Source organism: Paenibacillus ginsengarvi (assembly GCF_003626695.1).
In the GTDB taxonomy this organism is placed as follows: domain Bacteria; phylum Bacillota; class Bacilli; order Paenibacillales; family NBRC-103111; genus Paenibacillus_AB; species Paenibacillus_AB ginsengarvi.
Genome location: NZ_RBAH01000006.1, coordinates 163,737 through 190,191, shown reverse-complemented (window position 1 = coordinate 190,191; position 26,455 = coordinate 163,737). Strand labels below are relative to the sequence as shown.

Below are 26,455 nucleotides of genomic sequence, written 5' to 3'. Positions count from 1 at the left end.
GCGGAGGGGTACCGTGCTAGAAGTGCAACAGCTTTCCCATTCGTTCCCAAGCGGAACGGAATCGACGCAAGTGCTCTCCGGAATCGACTTCCGCGTGGAACGCGGGGAGATGGTCGCGCTGCTCGGCAGCTCCGGCTCGGGCAAGTCGACCCTGCTGAACCTGATGGCCGGCTTGATGAAGCCGACCGAGGGCAGCATTCTGATCGCCGGGCGCAGCATCGACAAGATGAGCGAGAACGAGCTGGCCGTTTTCCGGCGAACGCATATCGGCTTCATTTTTCAAGCGTACGAGCTCATTCCCCATCTGACCGTGCGCGAAAACGTCGAGCTGCCGCTCGTGTTCCAAGGGCTTCGCAGCAAAGTTCGCCGCGAAAAGGCAATCGAGCTGCTCACGCGAGTCGGCCTGGCCGGCAAGACGGAGATGTTTCCTTCGCAATTGTCCGGCGGCCAGCAGCAGCGCGTCAGCATCGCCCGCTCGCTCATTACCGAGCCGGCGGTCGTCTTCGCCGACGAGCCGACCGGCAATCTCGATACGAAGACGGAAGCGGAAATTATCGACCTGCTCATCGAACTCAATGAAAATTCGGGCATTACGTTCGTCATCGTCACCCATGAGCATGAGGTAGCCAAACGGACGAAACGGATCATTCAGCTGCGCGACGGTTACCTGGTCGAAGGCGGCGCCGCGGAAGCTCTGGCGGACGTCACGGCGGCAGAGGCCGAGCCGCTTACGGAGGTGCGGCCATGAGACTGCGCGACTACCTCGTGCTCGGCTGGGACCAGCTTCGACGGCGCAAAGTCGTGACACTGCTGTGCGTCATGGGCATCGCCATCGGCTCCGCTTCGATCGTCGTCGCGCTGGCGTTCGGCGAATCGATCTCGCATTATACGACCAAGCAGATGAGCTACTATTTGAAAACCGACGAGATCACGATCATGAACAGCAAAAGCTCGGGACAAGCCGGCGGCGACACCGAATTCGGCGTACTGACCAAGCAGAAAATGAACCTCATCCGCTCGCTCCCGCATGTCAAGAGTATTGCCGGCAAAGAAAATATCGACCATATGGAATTTATCGCGGACGATTCCAAGGTCGGCAACATTGACCTGATCGCTACCGATCTGGAGACGCTGGCCGACTTCGGCTCGGAATTTCAGCAAGGCGCTCCGGTCGAACAGGATAACGTCATCGTACTCAGCTATACGGCGACGGTCGGGCTGCGGGACAAGCAGGCGTCGCTCAGCGAATCGGCCCGCCAGCGGCAGTCCCAGGAGGAGATCGCCATCCTCGAAGGACGCGAGAACGCCAAGATCGTCTCGTATCCGCTGTATCGCAAGCAAATTCGGCTGACCAAAACGATCACGCTTTCGGACGGAACGACGAAAACGGTCGAGTTTCCGGTCCGGGTCGTCGCCATCGAGAAACGCCCGGAAGGCATGTCGGACCGGATGGCGTATTTTTCGCAAAAAACCGCCTACATCTCGACAGGACTCGGCAGACAGATCAAAGAAGCGATCGCCGCCGCAACGGGCGATACGTCGAAGCTGACCAGCGCCGCCGAAAGCAGCTTCGATAACGTCACCGTCAAGATCGATTCCGCCACAAACGTCGCGGATACGGACAAGCTGATTCAAACGCTCAAACTGCGGACGATGAACAATTTGAGCCGTCAGGAAAGCCTCGGCAAGGAGTTCGTCATTATCCGCATCATTTTCGGAGGAGCCGGCCTGTTCATTCTGTTCGTCGCCTCCATCTCGATTATCGTCGCGATGACGATGTCCACCCACCAGCGGAGAAGGCAGATCGGCATTATGAAGGTGCTGGGCGCCAACCTGAAGCAGATCCGCAACATGTTCGTCGTCGAATCGGCGCTGCTTGGCTTGATGGGCGGACTCGCCGGCATTTTGTTCGCCTATTGGGTCATTTGGGGCATCAACATCATTTTGATCCAGACGAATAGCGGGGGCTCGGGAGGGGATGCGGAAATTTTGTTCATCAGCTTCTGGATTTTGCCGCTCGGCATGTTTTTCGCTATCCTTACCGGCGTTATGTCCGGCATTTTCCCGGCTATCAAAGCTTCGAGAACCGACGCGCTGACCGCGATCAAACGCGATTGATCCGCTTTGCGGTTCCATGTTAAGCCAGACTCTAATTTAAAAGGAGCAAGCAAAGATGCGCAAAAAGAAAAGATGGCTGTACGTGGGAATTGCGGTGCTGTTGTTCGCCATAAGCAGCCTGCTGTATGTGCAGAGCCATCCGGGCGCCCCCAAGACGCCGGCCGCTCCGGCTGGCAGCGCGCTTTCATTTAAGGTAGCGAAAGAAAACCTGGCGAATACGGTCGAGGTGAAAGGAAAATCGTCCTATGTGAAGGAGACGATCGTGTACGCTCCCTTCTCCGCCGACATCACGGAATGGCAAGCGAGCGACGGCGCGCAGGTCGCTCAAGGAGCGCCGCTGTTCAAGCTCGACGACAAGGCGCTTCGCGACGAAATCGCCCAGATGAATGCGAATATGCGCAAATCGGATCTCGAGACGCAGCTCCGGACAGCCGAGCAGGCGGGCGCGGCGAAAGCCGGGGAAGCGATCGCTTCGACCGAAGGCGAAGCGCTGCAGCGTTATGCCAAAAATGCGTCCAAAAATGTGCAGGACGAGCTGGACCAAGTGAACCGGTCGATCCAAAGCTCGCAGCTCGAAACGAAAAAGAGCAAGCTGTCGCAAGCCGTTACTACCGCGCCGGAGCCGGGCATTTTCCTGCTCTCCGCCGCCGCCAAGCCGCAAAAAGTAGCCGAAGGGGAAGCGGTAGGCAAAATCGTCGATGTATCGAAGCTGCAAATGACGACTTCCGTCGGGGAGTATGACGTGTTCCGCATTCAGCCGGGTATGCCCGTACAAATTTCGATTGACGCGCTCAAGCAAACGAAGCTGACCGGCAAAGTCGAGAAAGTGTCGAAGTTTCCGAAGACGACAGGCGCGAACAACACCGGTCCGGCGCAGTTTGAAGTCGTCATTTCGCTGGATACGCACGACAGTCTTGTCGCCGGGCTGAATTTGACCGCCACGATCGAGACGGATAACAAGCAAAATGTACTGACCGTTTCGACGCTCGCGGTACAGCGCGACAAGGACGGCTACTATGTCATGCTGGAAACGCCGGATGGAACGCAGAAGCGGGCGATCAAGGTCGGACTCGAGACGGCCGACAAAACAGAGGTGCTGGAGGGCTTGCAGGAAGGCGACACGGTCGTGCTTCAATAAGCGGGGCAACCGGTGCCGACATACGGGGGATATGGCTATGCTTTGCGGTCATTGCGGCGGATACGGCTTCCGCCCGGTGACGCAAAGCTTTTCGCACCTGATGCTCAGGGACTCGATATAGGTCGGAAAATCAAAGTGCCGAGAAAGTCCTGACCTGAGGACTTTCTCGGCACTTGTCGAAGCCTTAACGGAACTGCGTTCCGCTATTGCTTCATTTCCCGGTTATTTCCCGCGAATAACGGAACGCCATTCCTTTATTCGCCCCATCACCAAGCAATTTGGCCGCTTTGGGGCAAGTTAACGGAACGGCGTTCCGCTATTGTTCGAAGCGAACCGCGCAAACTGCCAATAACGGAACTGCGTTCCGCAAAGTCTCTCTCGAACACGGTACGCGCCAGCGAGCCGTCGGCTCGATAGCGACCAGCGGTAAAACCGCTCAAGCGCGAGCAGGAAGCGTCTTCGCGGCCAGCGCCGCGATCTCCTCCGCGCCAAGCGCCCGGTCGAACACGGCCAAGCCGCCGAGCGTGCCGGTAAAAAAGTTGCCCGGCTCCCCGGAGCGGTCGACGGCCCCGACCGTAAAATCGGCGCCGTCCGAGCCGCCGTCGAACAAGCAGCCCTCATACCGATACGGGTTATACGTTTCGCGCTCGTCCAGACGGCCGTCAAGGTACGCCTTCGCATAAGCGCCGTCGTATGTAAAAGCGACAAAATGCCATTCGTCCCGCGTCACCGGCGTAGAGCCGATGGCCGAATCCATGCAATATTTGTAGCCGGGCGTCGGTCCGCCGACCGAAGAAACATGGCCGCACACTTGCTCGGCGCTGTCCCATATGCGCAGGTTCAGAAACAGGCAGTACTGCCGCTTCAGACGGGATTCGTCCCACATGCCGGCTACCGCCTCGCAGCCGTTGTAGGCCGACCTCCCCCATCGCAGCCACGCCGCAACGCTTACTTGGCTTTGAGGACCGTGCATGTTGAGGCCGGAGCATTCGTCGCGAGGGATGCGAAGCCACTGCCCGAAGTCGAGGCGGGCTGCATAAGGCCCGAATACGCCGCCGTCCACGCGGGCGATCGGACCGTTCATCTCCCGCAGCGGGTACGCGTGCGCGCCGGCCGACAGGCGGTCTTCCCCGCTCGGTTCCTGAAAGCTCCAAAAGCAAATCAAGCCGGATGTTGCAAGCACTTCGGATTGCACCGTTATGGTCATGTATCGTTGTCCTCCTCGGGATAGTTCCTTTCGCTAAAGCGGTGGGGCGCGGACACCCGTATCCGTTTCTAGCATACGCCGGAACGTTTTCCGATTGCCATACACAATACGCGCATCCGGCTGCACTTTTTTGCGCGGCGGCGCCTTCCGGATGCAGGTAGTAAAAACCGGCCCCGCAGGCAGGGCCGGATTCGCATGTAGCCTTATGCGCTTATCGTCCGTGGCGTTCGCTTTACACGGCATGCTCCGGCTTACCAGAAGCTTCCTTGCGAGAAGCCGCTCCCGGCCAGAACGCGAAACGTCCAAGGACGGTAGTGATCGCGGGAACGAGAAACGGTCTGACGATAAACGTATCGAGCAGAACGCCGATGGCGGTAATAATGCCGAACTGGAGCAATACCTGAATCGGCAGCGTGGCGAGAACGGCAAACGTCCCGGCCAGGATGAGCCCGGCGGACGTGATGACGCCGCCCGTTTCGCAGACGCCTTCGCGGATCGCCTCCTTCAGCGGCATCTGGGCTCGTTTTTTCCAAATGCTCGAGATCATGAAAATGTTGTAGTCTTCGCCGAGCGCGACAAGGAATACGAACGCATACAGCGGAATCGCACCCGCTACCGCATCCGCGCCCATGAAGTAATGCAGCACGATCCAGCCGAGCCCGAGCGCCGAGCCGTAAGACAACACGACGGTTGCAATCAGGTAAAGCATGGCGACGAAGGAACGCAAATAAGCGAGCAGCAGCAGCGCGATAAGGCCGATGACGACGGGAATGATGAGACGTTCGTCGCGTTCGGTAGCCCTCTTCGTGTCGTACTGCTGGGCGGTCTGTCCGCCTACCCAGACCCGGTCGACGGCGCTCGCGACGCCGCTGCCTGTCAGAGCCGCTTCCGCCGCTGCACGAATGTCGGCTATATATCCCATCGCTTCGTTGCTGTACGGATTGGCGTGCAGCTTGACGTCGACGGAGACGATATTCGCGTTCATCTTGCCTTTTTGCGGCGCGGACACCTCGTCCACGAACGACAGCTTTGACAGCGCACCCTGCAGGTCGGCCGACTTCCCTTCCGTATCGGCCATCACTTGAACCGGCGCGAGGCTTCCGGGGGAGAACGACTTTGCGATCAGATCGAACCCTTCGCGGGACGGCATCGTTTTCGGAAACGACGAGAGCAGGTCGTACGTATAATTGATTTTTGGAGCGAAGGAAGCGGCCCCGATGAGCACGACAAGCGTTACGACAATGACGGTCCACGGTTTGCGGACGACGACATCGGCGAAACGGGCGCCGAGCGTAGTCCGGCTGCTCTGCTCCTTGACCGGCACGCCCTTCTTCTCGGCGCGTTCCCGGACCATCTCCGGCGTTCTTGGCACGAACGGGTAAAACGACCCGCGGCCGAGTATCGCCAGCAGCGCCGGAACGAGCGTCAGACTGGCGATTGCCATAATCAGAATAGCGAGACTGAACGGAACGGCGAACCGGTGAATGGCCCCGTAATCGGCAAGCAGCAGCGCGGCGAGCGCCAGCACGACCGTAAAGCCGCTCATTGCGATCGCTCCCGACGAGCCGCTGATCGCCCGCTTCAGCGCGGTCCATTTGTTCGCCTCCTCCGTCAGCAACTGACGGAAACGCGCGACGAGGAACAGGCAGTAATCCGTTCCGGCGCCGAACAGCAGCACGGTCATAATCGAGATCGCCTGCGAATCGACCTCGATCCAGCCCATCTTCGCCATCCACCCGAGGATCGGTCCGGATACGCCGTAAGCGAATCCTACGGCAATAAGCGGAATGAACGCCAGGATCGGCGACCGGTATATGGCCAGCAGCAGCACAAGCACGAGCAGCACGGTCGCGATCAGGAGCGACACGTCGGCGTTTTTGAACAAAGCGACGGCATCAACCGATATGCCGGCAGGGCCGGTGACCCGGACAATCAGTTTGGATGACGCTACCTCCTCGGTAAACGGATCGTAGCCGGCCTGGGCCGTAATCGTCTCCTCGAGTTTCTTGAAGTTTTCTTTGAGCAGATCGGATTCCGCCGCCTGGGAAAAGACTATAGGCGTAACGAGCGACAGTTTATCCGCGGAGAGCTGGGCTTTCAGCGCCGGCAGCGGCATCTGGTGATAAGGCGGCAGGGCCGTTTGCTCCGGCAACGGATTTGCGGTAAACGTATCCGCCAGCTTTTGCACAATCTTCAGATCGTCGTCCGTCAGCCCGCCGCTCCGGTACCAGACTAGCAGCCCTGGAACGCCGTCCGCATTCGGGAATTCCCGCTTCGCCACTTGCTCGGCCTGCACTGACGGGAACGATTCGGGCAGATTGGCCGCGTTATTGTTTTCCTGTGAATTGACGGTAGGCAGCAGGGCGTTCAGCACACCCGCAACAACGATCCATAGCAGCAGCGTAATCCATTTGCCGCGCGGTCCGCTCACGCACCTCCCGTATGTTTCAAGCGTCTTGCTCACCCGCATCTCCTCCTGGCTTCGTTCGCGAACTCGACATTTGAGCGTCGTTCGGATACATTGGGAATGTATACTACTCATTATATACCGAACGGTTAATTTTAACGATACAAAAGTTTAAGTTCACTAAAGTGACACAGTCTGAAAAGTGAAATTACGCAGCTTGCATTTTTCACAAAACGTTAACGGAAAAGGAGCGGACCTTTATGAAACCGACACAGCCGCAAGTTCGCCGCAAACCGGGCCGTCCGAAAACGAGCGAGCCGTCCACCGTCAAATCAACGCTGCTGCAAACTGCATCCGCCCTGTTCATGCAGCTCGGCTTCGAAAGCGTATCGATGGAGCAAATCTCGGCCGCCTCCGGCGTCACAAAAGCGTCCGTCTACTATTACTTCCCAAATAAAGCGGAGCTGTTCACAGCCGCCGTCGTCCATATGATGACAGGGATCGGCCGTTTGACCCGGGATATGCTGGAGCAGCCCGGCTCGTCATTTCGCGAACGGCTCGCCGCCGTCGCAGATGCGCATATGCGCGCCGCGCACGTCGACTTCGAGAGCCTGATGCGCGAAGCGTCTCCGGCGCTGTCGGGCGAGCAGATTGCGGCAATCCGCGAGGCGGAGCGATCGATTCACGTCGTGCTTGCTGAGACGTTTCAGCGCAAAATCGACGCCGGAGCGATGCGCCCCGGAGACCCGATGCTATACGCATACGCGTTCTCCTCGCTGCTTATGCTCGGAAACCGCAGCGGCCATATGTACGCAGACGGGGAAAACGGCAAGCTTCCCCCGATCGAAGCGGATACCATTGTCGACCTGTTTTGGTATGGAGCTTACCATATGGTATAATTTGTCCACCTACTTACGTGGAGGTTCAAGATATGTCTCAACAACCCGTAGTTCAACTGCGCCAAGTAACGAAACGAATCGGCGGCAAAACGCTCGTCGATCATCTCTCATTTGATGTGCCGAAAGGCGAGGTGTTCGGCTTTCTCGGTCCGAACGGCGCCGGCAAAACGACGACGATCCGCATGATGGTCGGCCTCATCTCGATGAGCGAAGGCGAGGTGCTCGTAAACGGCCTTAGCGTTAACAAGGAGTTCGAGCGCGCAATGAAGCATGTCGGCGCGATTGTGGAAAACCCGGAGCTGTACAAATTTTTGACCGGGTACCAGAACCTTGTCCACTTCGCCAGAATGATTCCCGGGATCAGCGGCGAACGGATCGAGCAGGTGATCCGGCTCGTCAAGCTGGAAAACCGGATTCACGACAAAGTCAAAACGTACTCGCTCGGCATGCGCCAGCGGCTTGGCGTCGCCCAGGCGATCCTGCACAAACCGGACGTACTTATTCTGGACGAGCCGACCAACGGCCTCGATCCGGAAGGCATCCGCGAGCTGCGCGACTACTTGCGGCATCTCGCGAAGGAGGAAGGGACGGCCGTCATCGTCTCGAGCCATCTGCTGTCCGAGATGGAGCTGATGTGCGACCGTGTGGCGATTATCCAGAACGGCAAGCTCGTGGACGTGCGGCAAGTCCGCGATATGGTCGCGGGCGGCGACGGACAAGCTCAGGTAACGGTTCTCGCCGAACCGGCGGCGCTCGCCGCCAGCGTGGCCGCTAAGGCGGTTCCGAACGGCTCGGTGCAGGAGCAGCCGGGTGGTTTTACCGTGTCCGTCGACTACGGAGACATCCCCGCTCTGGTGCGCCAGCTCGTGCTTGCGGAAGTGAGCGTGTACGGGGTCAAGGCGGCCTCCAAAACGCTCGAGGATCAATTCCTGGAAATGACAAGAGGTGGTCAAATTGAGTAGCCTGCTAAGCTTGATCCGCAACGAAAACATGAAAATCTATTACCGCCCCCGCACTTGGATCATGGCCGGACTCGTGCTCGTCGCGACCATATGCTTCGCCTTCCTGCTGAAATCGTTCGGAACGGACGGTTTCATCAATACGCTGGCCTTCGCCAGCAACGCGGCGTCGCTCACCTTTCTCGTCTTCATCTTCTCCGTCGTCATCGCGGCGGATATCGTGGCGGGCGAATTTACTTGGGGAACGATCAAGCTGCTGCTGATCCGGCCGGTCAGCCGCTCGAAGGTGCTGCTGTCCAAGTACATTGCTGTACTGCTGTTCATGCTGATGCTGCTTGCCCTGCTGTTCGTCAGCTCGCTTGTGCTGGGACTGCTGCTGTTCGGTTCGGGCGGCCCCGGCAGCTCGGAGGATATTCCGCTTACGATGAGCGGTATCCTGCGCGAGTACGGCTTCCGTCTCATCGATCTCGTGATTCAGGTTACGTTCGCGTTTATGATCTCGACCGTATTCCGCTCCAGCGCCCTCGCCATCTCGCTTGCGTTCGTCATCATGTTCGCCTCGAACTCGGTGATGACTGCGCTCATCGCGCTCAAAAAAACGTGGGCGAAATATATTTTGTTCGCGAATACCGACCTGTCCATCTACTTCGGGGGCCGCAAGCCGCCGTTTGAAGGAATGACCCTCGGATTTTCGGTCACGATGATCGTTCTTTACTACGCCTTGTTCATCGTGCTGGCGTGGACGATTTTTCGCAAAAGGGACGTTGCGGGGTGACAGTGGCCAATCGATCGGCTATAATGGAAGAGGAATTTTTTTAGTACCTGGTCTTAAAGACCGGCAGCTCCTGCTTCCATACTACCGACTACGAAGACAAAGGCGGACTAAACCTATATGAACTATGAAGCTTTCAAACAAATCGTGCTCGACCGCAGAAGCGTCCGCAAATTCAAGGAACTGGACGTATCCGTAGAGGACGTCAAAGAACTGATCGACTGCGCCCGGTATGCACCGAGCGATACGAACTCGCAGACTTGGGAATTCATCGCGATCATGAACCGGGAAAAAATCAAGGAAATCGAGCAAATGACGTGGGACGAGCTGCACAAGCGCGCCGCCGGTGCGGAGGAGAGAGGGCTCGGCCGGGAAGCCAAGCTGCTCACCAAGTCGTTCGGTCCTTACGCTACGGCTTTCTCCGATGCGCCTGTGCTGATCGTGCTGCTGGCCACGCCGTACAACTCCAAATTCCGCGAGCGCATCTTCGATCCGATCGCGCTTGTCGATGATGCCGTCTGGGCGGAGGAGGGCATCAAGAGCAGTTGTCTCGCCGCGCAAAACCTGATGCTGGCCGCCCATGCCCGCGGACTTGCGACGTGCCCGATGACCGGACCGGTACTGCTCGCGCAGCATCGGCTCCGCGAATACCTCGGGATCGATGAGAGCCGTCAAATCAATATGGTGATCGCGCTCGGTCATCCGGTTGATCAGCCGGGGCGGCTGGCCCGCAAAGAAGTGGACGAGATTTTGACGATTGTGCAGTAAACATGTTGTGCAATGGCATAGTTCAAGGCTGTCCGATTCAGGGCAGCCTCTCGTTTTGTGCGGAAAGTTACAGCCGGCAGGAATAATTGTCCAATAGGTGAAATTATACTATTACAAAGCGAAGCTGCCTGCCTGCACACCCATACTTCTACAGCCAACCTACCAATACGCCAGTTGAAAAGGAGCTAACCGGACATGGAGCTGACCGCCCTGGGCGTATCCGCCCTCTCCTTCGCATCCGTCGCCCTGCTTACTCCGGTCCTGATCCGGGGACTAAGAACGCTGAAGCTTACGCAGCCGATTCGCGCGGAAATGCCCGCCGATCATCAGGCCAAAAAAGGAACGCCGCTGATGGCCGGCCTCATCTTTCTGATCGGCGTGCTGCTGATCGGCATGTTCTCGCCGAGCCCGCTCAGCTTGTATTTATGCGCAACCTTCGTCCTGTTCGGCCTCGTCGGTTTCCTCGACGATTACAAAAAAGCGGCGTTTCAAGACCCGCGCGGCGCTTCGGGCAAAATGAAGCTGGCGCTGCAATTTTTGTTCACGTTCGCGCTGATCGCCATTCTGTTCCAGATCATGCCGATCGAAACGAACATCGTCGTTTATGGCGACCTCAAGCTGGACATGACCCCGCTTCTGTATGTGGCCGTCATGTCGCTGTTCATCGTCGGGTCGGCTAACGCGATCAACTTTACGGACGGGCTTGACGGGTTATTGATCGTCGTGGCGATCCCTACCTACTTTTTCTTCTTCGTCATCTCCGAGCATCCGGAAGTGAAGCTGTTCTGCCTTACGATGATCGCTTGTTTGCTCGGCCTGCTCATCTATAACATTTATCCGGCCAAAGCGTTCATGGGCGATACCGGCTCGCTGGCGATCGGCGGATCGCTCGCTTTTCTGGCGATGATCGAGAAGGTCGAAATTTTGATCCCGCTCCTGTTTTTCGTTTATTTTGCGGAGCAGCTGTCCGTCATTTTGCAGGTATGGTACTACAAACGGACAAAGCTGCGCATTTTCCGGATGGCTCCGATCCATTACCATTACAGCCTGAAATACGGCTGGTCGGAAAATCGCATCGTCATCGTTTTCGGCCTCATCTCCTGGCTGTGCTGCCTGGCGTGTCTGCTGCTGTGGAAGCTGATCTACTAAACGAAAACAAAACCCTCCTAAGCCATGTTTCGGCTCTGGAGGGTTTGTTTTCGTTTGGATCCGATGCCTCACTCCTGCTTATCCCCGCCGCGCTCCAAAGCCGCTTTCAGCGCATCGCCGAGGCTCGAGCCAAGCGACACATTGTCGCTGAACTGCTTCGCGAGGTGAGCCTGCTGCTTGCGCCCGGCTTTGCCGCCTCCGCCTCCGCTGCCGTCCGTGTCCAGCTTCTCGACGACGTTGCATGGCCGGCACTGAAAATATTTCCCCGCCTTGCCGTCGTGGATTTCCATCCGCTTGTGGCATTGCGGGCAGCGACGACCCGACAGCGATGGTTCGGCCGCCCGCCGGAACCCGCATTCGCGGTTCGGGCATACGAGCATTTTGCCGCGCTTGCCCTTCGTCTCCATCATTCGCTCACCGCAATCCGGGCATTTCGAATGGGTGAGATTGTGCGGCTTGTACTCCTTGCCGCTCGTTTTCACTTCCGCTACAAGTCCGGCCGCCCGGGTGCGGATACCGGCCATAAACGCCTTCGGGTCGCCCTTCCCCTGGGCGATCCGCTCAAGCTCCCGCTCCCACTCGGCGGTTAAGTCGGGCGAGCGCAAATCTTCCGCCACGAGCTCAATGAGCTGCTTGCCTTTGCCTGTCGGCACGAGCCGGTTCTGCCCACGCTCGATCGTATCGGTGTGCAGCAGCTTCTCGATGACGTCGGCACGGGTGGCCGGCGTGCCCAGCCCCCGCTTCTCCATCCCCGACAGCAGCGACGCCTCCGTATGCCGCGACGGCGGTTTCGTCTGATACTCGCCCGCCCGCGTATTCTTCGCCTCCAGCTTCTGTCCGGGCTTCAGCTCGGGCAGACGCTGCGACGGCAGCGTCGCCGCCCGGCTCTCCTGCGACGCTTTGTCGTTTTCCGTTTCGTCCTCGTCGTCCTCTTCGGCAAACGACGGCAGACTGCCGTACAGCTCCTTCCAGCCCGCCTCCTTCTGCACATAACCCCTCGCGTAAAAACGGTCGTCTCCCGCGCGAATGACAAGCGAAGTTTCGTCATAACGGCTCGGTCCGTAAAACAGCGAGATAAACCGCCGCACGATCAGGTCGTACAACCGGCGCTCATCCGGACTGAGCGCGCCAAGCTGGACGTACTGCTCGGTCGGGATAATCGCATGATGGTCGCTTACCTTCGAATCGTCGACGATTCGTTTCGTTACCGCAAGCGGCTTCCGCAGCAGCGGCCGCGCCAGAGGGGCATAAGGCCCGGTCGCTACGCTTTCCAGCCTGCTTTTGAATGTGGGCGCCATATCGGACGTCAAGTAACGCGAATCGGTCCGCGGATAGGTGACCAGCTTGTGCTGCTCATACAGACGCTGGAGCACGTTCGACGTCATCTTCGCCGAAAAGCCGAGCCGCTTGTTCGCATCCCGCTGCAGCTCGGTCAGATCGTAGGCGAGCGGATGCAGCTCCATCCGTTCCGTGGTCCTTACTTGCTCAGCCACGGCTTGCTTCCCACGAATACGGGCGACGATCGCCTCCGCCTCGGCCTTGTCGTACAGACGGCCGTCATGCCGGTCGTCCTTGCGCCACATGGCGGTGAAGCCGCCGAAGTCCGCCGTTACCGTCCAGTACGGAACGGGGCGGAAGCCGGCGATTTCGCGCTCCCGCTCCATTACCATCGCAAGCGTCGGCGTCTGCACCCTCCCGGCGGCGAGCTGCGCGTTGTATTTACTCGTCAGCGCCCGCGTCACGTTTAACCCGACCAGCCAATCGGCCTCCGCGCGGCAGACGGCGGACATATACAATCGGTCGTAGTCCCGCCCCGGCTTCAGCTTCTGGAAGCCTTCCCGGATCGCTTTGTCCGTCTGCGATGAAATCCACAGTCGCTTGAACGGCTTCCGCCAATGGACAAGCTCCATGATCCAGCGGGCGACAAGCTCGCCCTCCCGGCCGGCATCGGTGGCGATAATAAGCTCGCCGATATCGGGCCGTTTGCACAGCTGTGCCACCGCTTTATATTGATGCGACGTTTCGCGGATCACCTTCAGCTTCATCTCGCCGGGGATGATCGGCAAATCTTCCAGCCGCCACGTCTTGTAAGTCGGATCATAGTCCTCCGGCTCCGCCAGCTCGACCAGATGACCGAGCGCCCACGTGACGACATAGTTCGGCCCTTCATACCAGCTTTTCTGCTTCCCGTTCGCCCCGAGCACGCGGGCGATTTCTTTCGCGACGCTCGGCTTTTCGGCCAGCACGAGAGATTTCATAACAGACGTTTCCCCTTCCCGATTCCAAACTCCGTTCCAACCATACTTAGGCAAAAACCCGCCCAAGGCTCGCTCGGCCAAGGACGGGTCCGTATGCGTACTTCCAGAAGCTATCAAGCTTCGTCGGTCTCAAAGTTGGCGTACACATCCTGTACGTCGTCGTTGTCGTCGAAGCCTTCCATCATCTTCATCAGCTTGTCCGCATTTTCGCCTTCCACTTTCACGTAATTTTGCGGCACCCAGCGGATAGCGGCGCTGTCGAACGTATAGCTGGAGGCTTCCAGCGCATTTTTCACCGTTTCGAACTCATGCGGATGGGTTAAAATCTCGAAGCTTTCGTCGCTCACGACTACGTCCTCGGCTCCCGCCTCGAGCGCTTCTATAAGCACTGTGTCTTCTTCCAGCTCCTCGCGGTCTTCCCGGTCGATCGTCAGCACGCCCTTCTGGTCGAACATGTACGACACGCAGCCGGATTCGCCCATATTGCCGCCCCGTTTGTTGAAAATGGAGCGTACGTCGGCCGCCGTCCGGTTCCGGTTTTCGGTCAGGCATTTGACCATAATGGCAACGCCGCCTGGTCCATAACCTTCATAAATGATCTCTTCGTATTCGACGTTGTCCCCGCCGCCTGTCGCCTTCTTGATCGCCCGCTCAATATTGTCGCCGGGCATATTAATCTGGCGCGCGTTGGCGATAGCCGTCTTCAGCTTGAAGTTGCCTTCCGGGTTCGGGCCGCCCTTTTTCGCTTCCATATAAATTTCCCGGGCCAGTTTGACGAACATATTGTTCCTTGCCTGGTCCAGCTTCCCTTTTTTCGCCGCGAAATTTTTAAACTTTGGCATAGATGGTTAGCGCTCCTCGTTCGTAAGTTGGCAACTAGTATTTTACCACTTCCTCCTTGGAACGGTCAAAATTTGCATCCAAATTCGGCTGAAAAACATACAAAAGCCGGAGCCCGGGATCGCTCCTTTTCGGAACGAACCGGAACTCCGGCTGACGTGAGTCCCGCTTCAGGGGCTCATGGACGTGCGGTATTCGTGCGTTTTACCGTTTACTTACGTTGGCGGCTTGAGGACCGCGGTCCCCGTCCACTTTATCGAATTCCACTTCCTGGCCTTCATCGAGCGATTTGAAGCCATCTCCCTGAATCGCCGAGAAATGAACGAACAAGTCTTCCCCGTCATCGGAACGGATAAAGCCGTACCCTTTTTCCGCGTTGAACCATTTTACTGTACCCTTCAATCGAACTACCTCCACTTATACTGTTTAACGCGCGATCAAACAAAGATTTGTCGCGCCTACGACCGTAAATTACGGCACGTCGACTAGTATATTCCAAAACGAATTCATTTATTCCGCAGCAGCCACTATTTTTTGCAAATGCACAGCAGCTCCGACGAGCCCGGGATGAACGGAAGCTCGGACTTTTCGAAGGAGCAGGTCCCGCCCAGCGACTCCAGCTCCTCTATAAGCTCTGCCATGCCGGGATACGGCTCCCAGCCAAGCGACAGCAGCGGGTATACTCTTACCTCGCCGCCGGGCTTGCAGACGCGGATAAGCTCCTTCAGCGCAGCGCGATGAAAATCGTCGCCGAACTGGTCGCGGTACAGGAACAGAAAATGGCTGCACAGCACCAGCGAAAACGTATCGTCCGCAAACGATAACGACGGAAGCGCCTCGGCGATGTAATGCTCGCCTGCATCAGGCAGCGAATAATCTTGTATAAACAACTCCATCGACCGGATTCGTCTGGCCTTATGGTTATCGATATGGCCGTAATAGCTCCAATCGAAGCGATGCGCCAGCCGCGCCAGCTTCTCCGTAGACGTCTCGATCTCGGCGTAGCCTTCCTCGCTCATCCTGTCCGGCGTTTGCGCATACCTGGGGTCCGCGCATACGACATCGATGCCCATACGCCTCGCCTCGGCCGCAAACGACGACGCCCCGGCCGCCACATCGAGCACTCGGCCGCGCCTTAGCAGCCCCTCATTCAATCCGAACATGCGCTCGTACTCGGCATAGCCTCTGCAAGTCATCGCTACCCCGATTTGTTCATAACGTCCCGCTTGCAACATGAACTCCACTCTCCTCGGCTCATTGGTTCTAACTAACGTCTCTCGGCTCGTCCGGTCTTCCGGACTGCCGGATGACCGTACCCGGGCTCTCCCGGGTATTTCTCCGATTATAAGGGCGACTCCCCTGTAAAATCAAGGGAAATTTTTTTGCAAAATGTCCAAGCCGCTATTGCCAAATAGAAAGATATATATAATAATTTGTATTGTAAATAATGCAATACATAAAAATCATATTATGGAGTGATGTAGATATGAAGCATGTCGATACGCTAACCGGTCTCCCCAACCACAAGGCTTTAGAGAAGTACTTGCAGGATCGCATCGATCGGGACGAGACCATTGCGCTCGCGATGCTCGATGTCGATCATTTTCTCAACATCAATGAGCAGTTCGGCAGCGAAACGGGAGACGAAGTATTAAAGACACTGGCCTCCCTGCTGCGGGAGACGGAAGGGACGACTGCGTTCCGCGTCTCCGGCGACGAGTTCGCTCTGGCGATGGATGGAATGACGCTTGAGCAGGCGTTTCTCGCTATGGAGCGGCTGCGGATCAAGGTCGAGGCGGCTAAAGAGGCGTTCCCGGCGCTGGAGGGTGAGCTCAGCACAACGCTAACAATCGGGGTCGCCCAATACCCGCGCGACGGCAAAACCGAATCGGCTTTGAGGCGAGCGGCCAGCGCCGCACTCGTTTCCGCCAAAGAAATCGGCCGCAATCAAGTGGCGCTTCCGCCGAACGAGGAGATGGTGATGAAATCGTGTTATTACCCTTCCACGAACGTCCGCCGGCTGAAAAGCCTCGCCGAACAGCTCGGCAAAAAGGAGTCCGCCCTGCTGCGGGAAGCGCTGGACGACTTGCTGCGCAAATACGACCGGAGCGAAATATCCCGCCGGACGAAGAGCGAGTAGACGCAGCCGACGGCTCGCGGAGGAACACTGGGCAGTCGCATTTGGGGGATCAAACTGTGACCAACCCCGCCCCTATTGCTTTCCGGGTCCCGATACGCTATGATGCAACCATCATAAGATTACCAAAGCGATTGGGGAAATGAAGCATGATCAAAAAGCATCAAATCTACAAGCAAGACAAATGGAATATGATCAATGCGGAGGTCCACGGCTCCCGCGTCGTCGTTCGCATCATTTCGGATCAGTGGGGCGAGGATAACTTCGAATTTTTGAGCCGGCCGGCTCTTATGCATTGGGCGGAGGAACGGTTCACGCCGGAGCGGTTCGAAGGAACCGAAGAAGATCGGCTGCAAATTCTCGACAACTTCAGAAACGTCTGAACACGCCAAAATCCCCAGAACGCCGGTTTGCCGGCGCCTTGGGGATTTTTCGCATCCGTACTTCGATTACGATACTTCTTGCCTGGCCGGCATCTCGTACTGCTCCGGCACATGCACGATCACCCTGGAAATGCGCATATGCTGCACTTCCTCCACCGTATACTCAAACCCGCCGCAGGAAACGCGCTGGTCCCGGCGCGGCGGCATTTCGATCTGGGCGTACAGCCAGCCTCCTATCGTATCGTAGTTGTCGGCCGTTATTTCGGTGCCGAAAAAGTTGTTCACCTCGTCGATCCACAGCAGACCGTCGACGGAGTAAGCGTTTGCGCTCTTCTGTTCGAAACGCGGCCGTTCCTCGTCGAATTCGTCGCGGATTTCGCCGACCAGCTCCTCCATAATATCCTCGCTCGTAACGAGCCCGGACGTGCCTCCATACTCGTCGATCAGCAGCGCCATCTCGGTCCGTTTTTTCTGCATCAGCCGAAGCAGCGTGCTGATCGGCATCGAATCCGGCACGTTCATGATCGGCCGGGTAATCGGCATAATGCCCTCCATGCCTTCATCATGCTTGAACATATCCTTAATATGCACATAACCCACGATATTGTCCTTGTCGGGATCGCATACCGGATAGCGGGTATGCATATGGCTAATGGCGATTTGCTTGTTCTCTTCGTAAGATTTGCCTGCGTGGAGACAGATCATCTCGGTGCGGGGTATCATAACCTCCCTTGAGCTCGTTTCCGCAAACTCGAACAAATTGTCGACCAGTACGAGCTCGGTTTTGTCGATCAGCCCTTTTCTGTGACTTTCCTTCACCAGCGTGCGGATTTCCTCCCCGGAACGAACCGGCTCGCTCTCGCGCTCCGGATCCACCCCGGACTTCGTCAGCATCCAGAAGGACACGGCGCTCAAAAACCGGATGTACGGCTGCATCAGCCTGTAAATCAGCCCGAGCGGCGAAGCCGTCCACAGCAGGACCGGCACCGGACGGCGTACAGCGTACGTCCGCGGAACCTGCTCGCCGACCGCAAGCAGCAGCGAGGCGATAAGGGCAAAGGCGGCGAAACAAGCGATTGCATCGAGAATCGGACCCGGCACGCCGAGAGGAGCCGTAATCATCGACAGCCCCAGCGCTACGGACGGCACTCCGATCCAGCCCAGCCCGAGCGCCGTCAGAGCCGTCCCGAGCCGGCAGGCGGACCAGTAGCCGTGCACATGGGCCGCAATCGCCCGAACCGCCTTCCCTTTCCCCTTGCCGTGAAGCGCGCCGCTGTCGATCCGGCCCTCGCGGATGTGAACGATCGCGAATTCGGCGGCCACAAAAAAACCGTTCAGCACAACAAGCAAGACGATCATCGCAAAGCTAAGCCATACGGGAAACGTGTCACCTTCCACTGCGCTTTCCTGCCCCCTCGAATGAGGCTGACAGTTCCACCTCCCCGTTCCTGTTATGCCCTTATTGTATTCGGCCCTGCTTGGGAGTTATGCCGGATTCGTTTAAACGTATAACATACCGGATCGATCTGTCCCATATATTTAAAGGTGCCTCAGATGTAAAAAAGGAATTTTGCCCCCGCTTGGAGAATAAGGGACGTGTTACAAAAAACGTTCCGCTCTAAAAAGGCCGGTGAATAACTGAACGGAGGGTTTTGAATGATGCCGGCGAAACGTCAGTGGTCGCCTTTGTTCCCGAACTTTCACCTCACTAGGGCCTATTCAATCAGAAAATTTGGGAACAAGAGCGATCGGAGGCATATTCATAAACCCGTAGGGTAGTTATTCACCGGACCTCTACGGCTTGGGGTGACAACTCGTTGAACGATACCGGATCCATCGTGCTGTTTACGATCCTCGCATTTTCGCTCGCCCTCGTATTAATTATGAAAAAAGATACGATTCCGCCACAGCTGAAGCGGATGCTGGCGCTGGTCGCAATCGTTCTTGTAAGCTGCTCTTTTTTTCTGATCGCATTCAGTCTGCTGCGTGCGGGCGGCTAAACGGCTGGCGGGCCCTATCATAATCGCATAGCGGATCGGTCATACTAGGCGAGATACTTTACCGGGTGAGATTGCACGAACCATCACCCAGCAAGGAGGACTTGCCAGATGAGGCTCATTCCGCTGATCGCCTCCATATGCCTCGCCGCGATGACCGTAACGCCCGTTCAAGCCGCCCTGGAAGTCAAACCGAAAACCGTCAGGAGGGTACCCATGAATCAAGTAATGAAGCGTTCCGAAGTTCCCGCCGATTTCCGCTGGAAGCTGGAAGATATGTTCGCAAGCCAAGCGGCCTGGGACAAAGAGTATGCCGAATTGAAAAAGCTGCTTCAAGAGATCGGCACGTTCGAGGGCAAGCTGGACAACGCCAAAACAATCGCGCAAGCTTTCGCGCTCGAGGATACGATCTCGCTGCATATCGAGCGCCTGTACGTATATGCGAATATGCGCCATCACGAAGACATGGCGGAGCCTACTCAGCAGGCTTTGTCCGAAAAGGCGAAAAAGCTGAACGTGGAAGTGGGCGAAGCGCTTTCGTACATCACGCCGGAAATACTCGGCCTGCCGGACGAAAAGCTGCAATCGTTCGTAGCCGATCCGACGCTGGCCAAATACAAAAAAACGCTGGAGGATATGCTTCGCCAAAAGCCGCATATTTTGTCCAAAGCGGAAGAAGCGCTGCTCGCCCAAGTCGGCAACATGTCCCAGGCGCCGGACACGATCTTCGGCATGCTGAACAACGCCGACCTCAAATTCCCGAAGGTGAAAAACGACAAAGGCGAGGAAGCCGACCTGACGCACGGCAGCTACATCCAATTTCTCGAAAGCCGCAACCGCGATGTGCGCAAAGGCGCGTTCGAGGCGATGTACGGAACGTACGGTAAGCTGCGCAATACGTTTGCCGCGACGCTCGGCGCTAATTTGACCAAAAACATCTTCTATACCAAGGCGAGAAAGTATCCGTCCGTTCTGGAATCTTCCCTCTATGGCGATAAAATTCCGGTCGACGTCTACACGAACCTGATCTCGGCGATTCACGAAAGCTTGCCGCTGCTGCACCGTTACATGGAGCTGCGCAAAAAGCTGTTGAAAGTGGACGAACTGCATATGTACGACCTGTTCGCCCCGCTCGTCGACGAATACGACATGGACATTACATACGAGGAAGCGAAGAAAACGGTACTGGAAAGCTTGAAGCCGCTCGGCGAGGAATATTGCCGCACGCTTGAGGGCGGACTTCAAGGCGGCTGGATCGACGTTTACGAGAACGAAGGCAAACGCAGCGGCGCTTACCAATGGGGCGCTTACGGAACGCATCCGTTCGTGCTGCTTAACCATAAAGACAATCTGAACAGCATGTTCACGCTTGCGCACGAGATGGGACACGCGCTCCACTCGTATTTGTCCGACAAACATCAGGACTACCGGACGGCGCAGTATACGATCTTCCTCGCGGAAGTGGCGTCTACGCTGAACGAAGCGCTGCTGATGGACTACCTGCTGAAGCATTCGACCGATCCGAAGCAGAAAATGTTCCTGCTGACGTATTATGCCGACCAGTTCCGCACGACCGTCTTCCGGCAAACGATGTTCGCCGAATTCGAGAAGATCATCTACGACCGCACGGAGAAGGGCGAGTCGCTGACGCATCAGGATTTGTGCAGCATCTATTACGACCTGAACCTGAAATATCACGGAACGTCGATGAAGGTGGACAAGGAGATCGAGATGGAATGGGCGCGCATTCCCCATTTCTACACCAGCTTTTACGTGTTCAAATACGCGACCGGCTTCTCCGCGGCGACCAGCTTCTCCAAACAAATTTTGGACGAAGGCGCACCGGCGGTCGACCGTTACCTCGGCTTCCTGAAAAGCGGCAGCAGCGACTATTCGATCGAGATCTTGAAGCGCGCCGGTGTCGACATGTCTTCGCCGGAGCCGGTTCGCCAGGCGATGAGCGTCTTCGAAAGCCTGATCGAGCAAATGGAAGAGCTGACGAAATAAGCAGAGCACTTCGGAAGCCTCGCCTGCGACGGCGCCAGGAGGTTTCGCTTGTTCCGGCCATCCGCACAGCCAAGAGCGCTTTTCGCGCCTGCAACCAATCGTCCCCGGCCGTTCGTCAGTCGGGGGCTTTTGTTTCAACAAACGAACATAAACAAGGAGAGGATTCCAGATGAAGCAGGTTATGAAACGGTCCGATGTGCCGGCCGCCTCCAGATGGAGGCTCGAAGATTTATTCCCCGACCAGAAGGCGTGGGATAAAGATTATGAGACGGTAAAAAGCCGGCTCGGCGAGATGGGCGCGTTCGAAGGCAAGCTAAGCGATGCAGATTCGATCCGGCAATGCTTCGAGCTCGAGGATGAGCTGTCGCTGATGACGGAGCGTCTGTACGTATACGCAAGTAACCGTCATCATGAAAACACGGCGGAGCCGGTGTATCAAGCTCTGCTCGACAAAGTGAAAAAGCTGGCTGTCGAAGTGAATGGGTCGATGTCGTACATCACCCCCGAAATATTGGCGCTGCCCGCCGACCGGCTGGAAGCATTCGTAGCCGATCCGGCGCTCGCTTCGTACAAGAAGACGCTCGAGGATATCATCCGGCAAAAGCAGCACGTGTTATCCAAGCCGGAAGAGGCGCTGCTCGCCCAAGTCGGCAATGTCGCCCAAGCGCCGGGCACCATATTCGGCGTGCTGAACAACGCGGATCTGAAATTCCCGCTCGTCCGCGGCGACGACGGCGAAGAAGTGGAGCTTACGCACGGACGCTACATCCAATTTCTCGAAAGCCGCAACCGCGACGTTCGCAAGGGTGCTTTCGAGGCGATGTACGGTACGTACGGCAAGCTGCGCAATACGCTGGCCGCGACGCTCGGCGCCAATTTGACGAAAAACATGTTTTACGCAAAAGCCCGCAAATATCCGTCCGCGCTGGAAGCCTCGCTGTACGGCGACAAAATTCCGGTTGACGTATACGACAACCTCGTGGCTGCGATTCACGAAAGCTTGCCGCTGCTGCACCGCTATATGGAGCTGCGCAAAAAACTGCTGAACGTAGACGAACTGCATATGTACGATCTGTTCGCACCTCTCGTCGACGAATACAAGATGGACATTACATACGAGGAAGCCAAACAGACGGTGCTGGAGAGCGTCAAGCCGCTCGGCGACGGTTACGCCGCCATTATGGAGCAGGGGCTCGAAGGCGGCTGGATCGACGTTTACGAGAATGAAGGCAAGCGCAGCGGCGCCTACTGCTCCGGCGCTTTCGGCACGCATCCGTTCGTGCTGCTGAATCATAAAGACAACCTCAGCAGCATGTTTACGCTCACGCATGAGATGGGTCATGCGATTCATTCGTACTTGTCCGATTCGAACCAGGAGTACCGCAGCGCGCAGTATACGATCTTCCTCGCCGAGGTCGCCTCGACGCTGAACGAAGCGCTGCTGATGAACTATTTGCTGGAGCGCTCCACCGATCCGAAGCAGAAAATGTATCTGCTCTGCTACTATGCCGACAAGTTCCGTACGACCGTCTTCCGGCAAACGATGTTCGCCGAATTCGAGCAGCTCATCTACGCCAGAGCGGAGAAAGGCGAGTCGCTCACCCACCAGGAGCTGTGCAGCATCTACTACGATCTGAACGTTCGTTATCACGGCGCGGCTATGACTGTCGATAAAGAGATCGAGATGGAATGGGCGCGCATCCCGCATTTTTACCGGAGCTTTTACGTATTCAAGTATGCGACCGGCTTCTCGGCGGCGGAAAGCTTCGCGAAGCAAATTTTGACCGAAGGCGAGCCGGCCGTCGAGCGATATCTCGGCTTCCTGAAAAGCGGCGGAAGCGATTATTCGATCGAAATTCTGAAGCGCGCCGGTGTCGACATGTCTACGCCGGAGCCGATTCGCCAGGCGATGAGCGTGTTCGAGCAGTTGATCGGACAGATGGAGCAGCTTAGCGGCGCGAACTGAATAGGAGCGGCAGGGGCGGCAGCACCGACCGGAGGCAATCTTCCGGCGTCTGCCGCTCCTCGCCGTTCCGATTCCGGCTCGCCGCCAAACGACAAGGGAGATCACCAGCATGAACTCTATAACATCGCTTGTAAACGCGCAAAGAGCCTTTTTCCATACGGGACAAACGAAGCCGATTTCGTTCCGGATCGACGCCTTGAAGCGGCTGGGCAGCGCCATTCGCAAACACGAGGGCCATCTTACGCGCGCGCTGCGGGAAGACCTCGGCAAATCCGAGTTCGAGGCGTATACGTCGGAGATCGGTATCGTGCTCCACGAAATCCGGTTCGTTCTGAAACATATCCGCTCCTGGGCCCGCCCGCAAAAAGTGAAAACGCCGCTTACGCATTTCGGCTCCGCAAGCCGTATTTATGCCGAGCCCTACGGCGTAGCGCTCCTTATCGCGCCATGGAACTTTCCGTTCCAGCTTGCGGTCGCCCCGCTGATCGGAGCCGTCGCAGCGGGCAACTGCGCCATCGTCAAGCCGTCCGAGCTGACGCCGAGAACGTCGGAAGCGCTGGAGCTCGTGCTGCGGGAAGCTTTTGACGAGCGCCATGTCGCTGTTCTGCAAGGCGGAGTCGATACGGCTCAGGCGCTGCTTCGCGAGCGGATGGACTATGTTTTTTTCACCGGCAGCGTTTCCGTCGGCAAGCTTGTGATGGAGGCTGCCTCCCGCCATCTGACGCCGGTTACGCTGGAGCTGGGCGGCAAAAGCCCCTGCATTGTACACGACGATGCGAGCTTGCGGCTTGCGGCGAAGCGCATCGCATGGGGCAAATTTATGAACGCCGGGCAGACGTGCATCGCGCCGGACTATGTGTATGTACAGCGAACGGTAAAGGAGCGCTTTTTGGAGCTGCTGAAAGATGCGATTCGGGAGCTGTACGGACAGTCCGTTTGCGAGAGCGGGGCGTTTACGCGGATTGTCAGCGAGCGGCATTTTGCCAGGTTGCAGTCGTTCCTGACGGATGGGGATACGTTTGTCGGCGGAGCGGCGAACCGGGATCGGCTGCTGATCGAGCCAACCGTGCTTACGGGAGTGACATGGGAGGATGGCGTCATGCGGGACGAAATATTCGGGCCGATTCTGCCGGTGCTCGAATATGACGACATCACCGACGTTATCGGCGAAGTAAGCCGCCGCGAGAAGCCGCTCGCCCTCTATCTGTTCTCTGACAGCAAGGAGGTCCGTCAGCAGGTGCTGGACGGCATCTCGTTCGGCGGAGGCTGCGTGAACGACACCGTGTATCACTTCACGACGCCCTACTTGCCGTTCGGCGGGGTCGGCACGAGCGGAATCGGCGCCTATCACGGCAAAGGCAGCTTCGATACGTTCTCGCATCGCAAAAGTGTGCTGGTGCAGACGAACGCCTTCGACATTCCGCTCCGGTATCCGAACCTCAAAGACGGCTTGAGGCGTATCAAACGTTTTTTAAAATGACGCGGTGCGAGCGCATCGCGAGTAGGGGGCTTTTGGCCTGAACAAATATGTGCTTCCAATTCTTATCGTCGCGACGAGCATCCTGTACATCTGGCTCATCCCAAATCAGCCGGCTTCCGTCAAGCTGCTCTTCAAGCTGATTCCGATGTGGCTTATGATCGCCTATGCCTGGCTGCGTCGTCCGGCCGAGCCTCGGCGGTACGGCATCTGCGTCCTGATCGGGCTATTTTTCTGTATGCTTGGCGACGGCCTGCTTGGCGTATCGTTCGTGGTTGGCCTATCCGCTTTTCTCGTCGGCCATCTGTTCTATATCGCCGGCTTCCTGAGCGCTTGGCGGTTCTCCTTCGCCAAGGCCGTCATGCTTCTTCCTATCGCCGCATACGGCTTCCTCGTCGGCCGGGAGCTGCTGGCCGCGCTTGTCCAAAACGGACAAACGCCGCTGCTCGTTCCCGTCGTGCTTTACGTGCTCGTCATCTCGTTCATGGCTTGGGCCTCTATTATGACCGGGCGCGGCTGGGCTGCGTTCGGCGCTCTTTTGTTCGTCGCGTCGGATTCGATCCTCGCCTGGAACAAGTTTGTATCGGATGTCGCCTACTCGGGGCCGCTCATTATGACGACTTATTACGCCGCACAGTTTCTGATCGCTTCGAGCTTCCCGGCGAAAACACCGCAGCCGCGTACAGCGGAAACGAATCATTCCGCCTGATCGGCGCTGTATACTTCCTTGCCTCGGACGAACGTCGACAGCAGGCGAAGCTCCGGCGTCAGCAGCACGAAATCGGCGTGTTTGCCCGGCTGCAGAGAGCCTTTGACCCGGTCCAGCTTCGCCTGCCGGGCCGGCACGATCGTCAGCGACGGAAGCAGCTTCTCGAGCGGATAGCCAGTATAACGCATAGCGTTCTTGAGCGCCTGCAGCATCGTCAGCGAACTGCCGGCGAGCGAAGAGCCAATCTTCAGCGTAATTTCCCCGGCGCGCACGACCACATCGCCGTATTCTCCGTCGGGCAGTCCGGCCGGCGATACCGCATCGGTAATCAAACACACCTTCTCGGGTGCTTTCGTGTCGAACAGCAGCTTGACGACAGCGGGGTGAACGTGAATGCCGTCGCAGATCAGCTCTGTCGTCAGCTCGCCGAGCGCGAGTCCCGCTCCTGCCAGTCCCGGCTCGCGATGATGAAGCGGGCTCATCCCGTTGAAATGGTGGGTCGTATGCGTCAAGCCGGCTTGAATAGCGGCCTCGATTTGCCGGTAGGTCGCATCGGAATGACCCGCCGATACGGTGATGCCTCTGGCAGCGAGCAGGGATACGGCCGCCAGCGCTCCTTCAAGCTCCGGCGCCAGCGTAACCAGCCGCATATGTCCGCCGGCCGCCTCGAGAAACTGTTCGATCTCCGTCTGCGAGGGCAGCCGCAAATGCTCCTTGCTCTGCGCTCCGCGCCGCTTCTCGTCCAGGTACGGCCCCTCCAGATGGATGCCGGCAAGCTCCGCCCCAGGAGTTTTGCCGATTCGCTCAGCCGCGCTGCGCAATACCCGAACGAGATGCTCGTTCGACGATGTCGAAGTCGTCGCCAAAAAGGCGGTCGTACCGTGACGGGCATGGAATACACTCATGCCGTCCAGCGATTCCGCCGCTGCGTCCATCACGCCATAACCGTTTCCACCATGAACGTGTACGTCGATAAAGCCGGGCAGCAGCAGCGCGCCGCCGCCGTCCCGCACCCGCGCGTGAGCGGGGATCGGCAGCAGCTCATCCCCCACCGCGCGAATCGTCCCCTGCTCGGTTACAATCATTCGTCCGCCCTCGATCAGCCTGTGTCCCGAATACAACACTACGTTCGTCCATATCGTTTCACTCACGGTACTCGTTCTCCCATCTCCGCATCCAGCGCGGCTTGTACTCTCTTTCGTATCATATCACGGCAGCACTTTTTCCGTATACCGGCAACTCTGCAAGTCCTGGGAAATTTCCA

23 protein-coding genes are annotated in these 26,455 nt (G+C 57.5%); 15 read left to right on the top strand and 8 right to left on the bottom strand.

Translation table 11 applies throughout. The annotated features are described in order from the left end of the window. Positions 1 to 13 precede the first annotated feature (13 nt). From D7M11_RS10640 to D7M11_RS10630, 3 genes are read left to right on the top strand one after another with little or no spacing between them, the layout of a single operon-like run. On the top strand, positions 14 to 748 hold the full coding sequence (locus D7M11_RS10640) for an ABC transporter ATP-binding protein (protein WP_120747182.1): 735 nt from the start codon (positions 14 to 16) through the stop codon (positions 746 to 748). Next, the gene (locus tag D7M11_RS10635) at positions 745 to 2,118 is read left to right on the top strand and encodes an ABC transporter permease (protein WP_120747181.1); all 1,374 of its coding nucleotides are present in this window, start codon (positions 745 to 747) and stop codon (positions 2,116 to 2,118) included. The genes D7M11_RS10640 and D7M11_RS10635 overlap by 4 nt, the downstream gene beginning before the upstream one ends. A 55-nt stretch (positions 2,119 to 2,173) precedes the next feature. Then, positions 2,174 to 3,256, top strand: coding sequence for an efflux RND transporter periplasmic adaptor subunit (locus D7M11_RS10630; protein ID WP_120747180.1), 1,083 nt, complete (start codon positions 2,174 to 2,176; stop codon positions 3,254 to 3,256). Positions 3,257 to 3,692: 436 nt separating this feature from the next. On the opposite strand, the gene D7M11_RS10625 is transcribed toward D7M11_RS10630, so the two are convergent. Next, positions 3,693 to 4,463, bottom strand: a complete 771-nt coding sequence (locus D7M11_RS10625) for a LamG domain-containing protein (RefSeq protein ID WP_120747179.1) — start codon at positions 4,461 to 4,463, stop codon at positions 3,693 to 3,695. A gap of 232 nt (positions 4,464 to 4,695) precedes the next feature. Further along, positions 4,696 to 6,933: an MMPL family transporter gene (locus tag D7M11_RS10615; protein ID WP_120747177.1), complete on the bottom strand. Its 2,238-nt coding sequence runs from the start codon at positions 6,931 to 6,933 to the stop codon at positions 4,696 to 4,698. A gap of 197 nt (positions 6,934 to 7,130) precedes the next feature. Here D7M11_RS10615 and D7M11_RS10610 point away from each other — a divergent pair, with 197 nt between their 5' ends. From D7M11_RS10610 to mraY, 5 genes are all read left to right on the top strand, one after another. After that, positions 7,131 to 7,769 (top strand): TetR/AcrR family transcriptional regulator, encoded by a 639-nt coding sequence (locus D7M11_RS10610; RefSeq protein WP_120747176.1) that lies wholly within the window; start codon positions 7,131 to 7,133, stop codon positions 7,767 to 7,769. Positions 7,770 to 7,801: 32 nt separating this feature from the next. Next, the gene (locus D7M11_RS10605; protein WP_120747175.1) at positions 7,802 to 8,731 is read left to right on the top strand and encodes an ABC transporter ATP-binding protein; all 930 of its coding nucleotides are present in this window, start codon (positions 7,802 to 7,804) and stop codon (positions 8,729 to 8,731) included. Continuing rightward, positions 8,715 to 9,503: an ABC transporter permease gene (locus tag D7M11_RS10600; RefSeq protein ID WP_240041045.1), complete on the top strand. Its 789-nt coding sequence runs from the start codon at positions 8,715 to 8,717 to the stop codon at positions 9,501 to 9,503. Before D7M11_RS10605 ends, D7M11_RS10600 begins: the two co-directional genes overlap by 17 nt. A gap of 117 nt (positions 9,504 to 9,620) precedes the next feature. Further along, positions 9,621 to 10,268, top strand: a complete 648-nt coding sequence (locus tag D7M11_RS10595) for a nitroreductase family protein (protein ID WP_120747173.1) — start codon at positions 9,621 to 9,623, stop codon at positions 10,266 to 10,268. Positions 10,269 to 10,463: 195 nt separating this feature from the next. Beyond that, positions 10,464 to 11,417 (top strand): phospho-N-acetylmuramoyl-pentapeptide-transferase, encoded by a 954-nt coding sequence (gene mraY, locus D7M11_RS10590; RefSeq protein ID WP_120747172.1) that lies wholly within the window; start codon positions 10,464 to 10,466, stop codon positions 11,415 to 11,417. A gap of 68 nt (positions 11,418 to 11,485) precedes the next feature. Here mraY and D7M11_RS10585 read toward each other — a convergent pair whose 3' ends face one another. The 4 genes from D7M11_RS10585 to D7M11_RS10570 form a co-directional block, all read right to left on the bottom strand. Further along, positions 11,486 to 13,675, bottom strand: coding sequence for a DNA topoisomerase III (locus D7M11_RS10585; protein WP_120747171.1), 2,190 nt, complete (start codon positions 13,673 to 13,675; stop codon positions 11,486 to 11,488). 113 nt (positions 13,676 to 13,788) lie between these two features. Then, a complete protein-coding gene (locus tag D7M11_RS10580; RefSeq protein WP_120747170.1) occupies positions 13,789 to 14,517 on the bottom strand; it encodes a YebC/PmpR family DNA-binding transcriptional regulator in 729 nt (242 codons plus the stop codon). 202 nt (positions 14,518 to 14,719) lie between these two features. Beyond that, positions 14,720 to 14,917, bottom strand: coding sequence for a cold shock domain-containing protein (locus tag D7M11_RS10575; protein WP_120747169.1), 198 nt, complete (start codon positions 14,915 to 14,917; stop codon positions 14,720 to 14,722). A gap of 125 nt (positions 14,918 to 15,042) precedes the next feature. Next, positions 15,043 to 15,750, bottom strand: coding sequence for a class I SAM-dependent methyltransferase (locus D7M11_RS10570; RefSeq protein ID WP_120747168.1), 708 nt, complete (start codon positions 15,748 to 15,750; stop codon positions 15,043 to 15,045). Between the two features lie 251 nt (positions 15,751 to 16,001). On the opposite strand from D7M11_RS10570, the gene D7M11_RS10565 reads away from it, so the two are divergent. Beyond that, complete coding sequence (locus D7M11_RS10565) at positions 16,002 to 16,655, top strand: GGDEF domain-containing protein (RefSeq protein ID WP_158606551.1); 654 nt, start codon at positions 16,002 to 16,004, stop codon at positions 16,653 to 16,655. 146 nt (positions 16,656 to 16,801) lie between these two features. Continuing rightward, complete coding sequence (locus tag D7M11_RS10560) at positions 16,802 to 17,035, top strand: hypothetical protein (RefSeq protein ID WP_120747166.1); 234 nt, start codon at positions 16,802 to 16,804, stop codon at positions 17,033 to 17,035. Positions 17,036 to 17,101: 66 nt separating this feature from the next. On the opposite strand, the gene D7M11_RS10555 is transcribed toward D7M11_RS10560, so the two are convergent. Beyond that, positions 17,102 to 18,433 carry a hemolysin family protein gene (locus D7M11_RS10555; RefSeq protein WP_240041044.1) on the bottom strand — a complete coding sequence of 444 codons (1,332 nt, stop codon included), beginning with the start codon at positions 18,431 to 18,433 and terminating at the stop codon, positions 17,102 to 17,104. A 419-nt stretch (positions 18,434 to 18,852) separates the two neighbouring features. Here D7M11_RS10555 and D7M11_RS10550 point away from each other — a divergent pair, with 419 nt between their 5' ends. The 5 genes from D7M11_RS10550 to D7M11_RS10530 all read left to right on the top strand — a co-directional run bounded on the left by D7M11_RS10550 (position 18,853) and on the right by D7M11_RS10530 (position 25,191). After that, positions 18,853 to 19,035, top strand: a complete 183-nt coding sequence (locus D7M11_RS10550; RefSeq protein WP_120747165.1) for a hypothetical protein — start codon at positions 18,853 to 18,855, stop codon at positions 19,033 to 19,035. A 213-nt stretch (positions 19,036 to 19,248) separates the two neighbouring features. Continuing rightward, positions 19,249 to 21,039 carry an oligoendopeptidase F gene (gene pepF / locus D7M11_RS10545; protein WP_120747295.1) on the top strand — a complete coding sequence of 597 codons (1,791 nt, stop codon included), beginning with the start codon at positions 19,249 to 19,251 and terminating at the stop codon, positions 21,037 to 21,039. 169 nt (positions 21,040 to 21,208) lie between these two features. Beyond that, the gene (gene pepF, locus D7M11_RS10540; RefSeq protein ID WP_120747164.1) at positions 21,209 to 23,005 is read left to right on the top strand and encodes an oligoendopeptidase F; all 1,797 of its coding nucleotides are present in this window, start codon (positions 21,209 to 21,211) and stop codon (positions 23,003 to 23,005) included. A 109-nt stretch (positions 23,006 to 23,114) separates the two neighbouring features. Beyond that, the gene (locus D7M11_RS10535; RefSeq protein ID WP_120747163.1) at positions 23,115 to 24,485 is read left to right on the top strand and encodes an aldehyde dehydrogenase; all 1,371 of its coding nucleotides are present in this window, start codon (positions 23,115 to 23,117) and stop codon (positions 24,483 to 24,485) included. Between the two features lie 49 nt (positions 24,486 to 24,534). Continuing rightward, positions 24,535 to 25,191 (top strand): lysoplasmalogenase, encoded by a 657-nt coding sequence (locus tag D7M11_RS10530; protein ID WP_240041043.1) that lies wholly within the window; start codon positions 24,535 to 24,537, stop codon positions 25,189 to 25,191. Here D7M11_RS10530 and nagA read toward each other — a convergent pair. Beyond that, positions 25,179 to 26,342: an N-acetylglucosamine-6-phosphate deacetylase gene (gene nagA / locus D7M11_RS10525; RefSeq protein ID WP_120747161.1), complete on the bottom strand. Its 1,164-nt coding sequence runs from the start codon at positions 26,340 to 26,342 to the stop codon at positions 25,179 to 25,181. The genes D7M11_RS10530 and nagA overlap by 13 nt on opposite strands. Positions 26,343 to 26,455: the final 113 nt, after the last annotated feature.

Excerpts from the sequence above, each read along its gene's own strand:
- D7M11_RS10580 (WP_120747170.1), bottom strand. The coding sequence starts at position 14,517 with ATGCCAAAGTTTAAAAATTTCGCGGCGAAAAAAGGGAAGCTGGACCAG.
- pepF (WP_120747295.1), top strand. The coding sequence starts at position 19,249 with ATGAATCAAGTAATGAAGCGTTCCGAAGTTCCCGCCGATTTCCGCTGG.
- pepF (WP_120747164.1), top strand. The coding sequence starts at position 21,209 with ATGAAGCAGGTTATGAAACGGTCCGATGTGCCGGCCGCCTCCAGATGG.
- mraY (WP_120747172.1), top strand. The coding sequence starts at position 10,464 with ATGGAGCTGACCGCCCTGGGCGTATCCGCCCTCTCCTTCGCATCCGTC.
- D7M11_RS10560 (WP_120747166.1), top strand. The coding sequence starts at position 16,802 with ATGATCAAAAAGCATCAAATCTACAAGCAAGACAAATGGAATATGATC.
- D7M11_RS10535 (WP_120747163.1), top strand. The coding sequence starts at position 23,115 with ATGAACTCTATAACATCGCTTGTAAACGCGCAAAGAGCCTTTTTCCAT.
- D7M11_RS10635 (WP_120747181.1), top strand. The coding sequence starts at position 745 with ATGAGACTGCGCGACTACCTCGTGCTCGGCTGGGACCAGCTTCGACGG.
- D7M11_RS10625 (WP_120747179.1), bottom strand. The coding sequence starts at position 4,463 with ATGACCATAACGGTGCAATCCGAAGTGCTTGCAACATCCGGCTTGATT.
- D7M11_RS10585 (WP_120747171.1), bottom strand. The coding sequence starts at position 13,675 with ATGAAATCTCTCGTGCTGGCCGAAAAGCCGAGCGTCGCGAAAGAAATC.
- D7M11_RS10570 (WP_120747168.1), bottom strand. The coding sequence starts at position 15,750 with ATGTTGCAAGCGGGACGTTATGAACAAATCGGGGTAGCGATGACTTGC.
- D7M11_RS10610 (WP_120747176.1), top strand. The coding sequence starts at position 7,131 with ATGAAACCGACACAGCCGCAAGTTCGCCGCAAACCGGGCCGTCCGAAA.
- D7M11_RS10630 (WP_120747180.1), top strand. The coding sequence starts at position 2,174 with ATGCGCAAAAAGAAAAGATGGCTGTACGTGGGAATTGCGGTGCTGTTG.
- D7M11_RS10605 (WP_120747175.1), top strand. The coding sequence starts at position 7,802 with ATGTCTCAACAACCCGTAGTTCAACTGCGCCAAGTAACGAAACGAATC.
- D7M11_RS10615 (WP_120747177.1), bottom strand. The coding sequence starts at position 6,933 with ATGCGGGTGAGCAAGACGCTTGAAACATACGGGAGGTGCGTGAGCGGA.
- D7M11_RS10595 (WP_120747173.1), top strand. The coding sequence starts at position 9,621 with ATGAACTATGAAGCTTTCAAACAAATCGTGCTCGACCGCAGAAGCGTC.
- D7M11_RS10565 (WP_158606551.1), top strand. The coding sequence starts at position 16,002 with ATGAAGCATGTCGATACGCTAACCGGTCTCCCCAACCACAAGGCTTTA.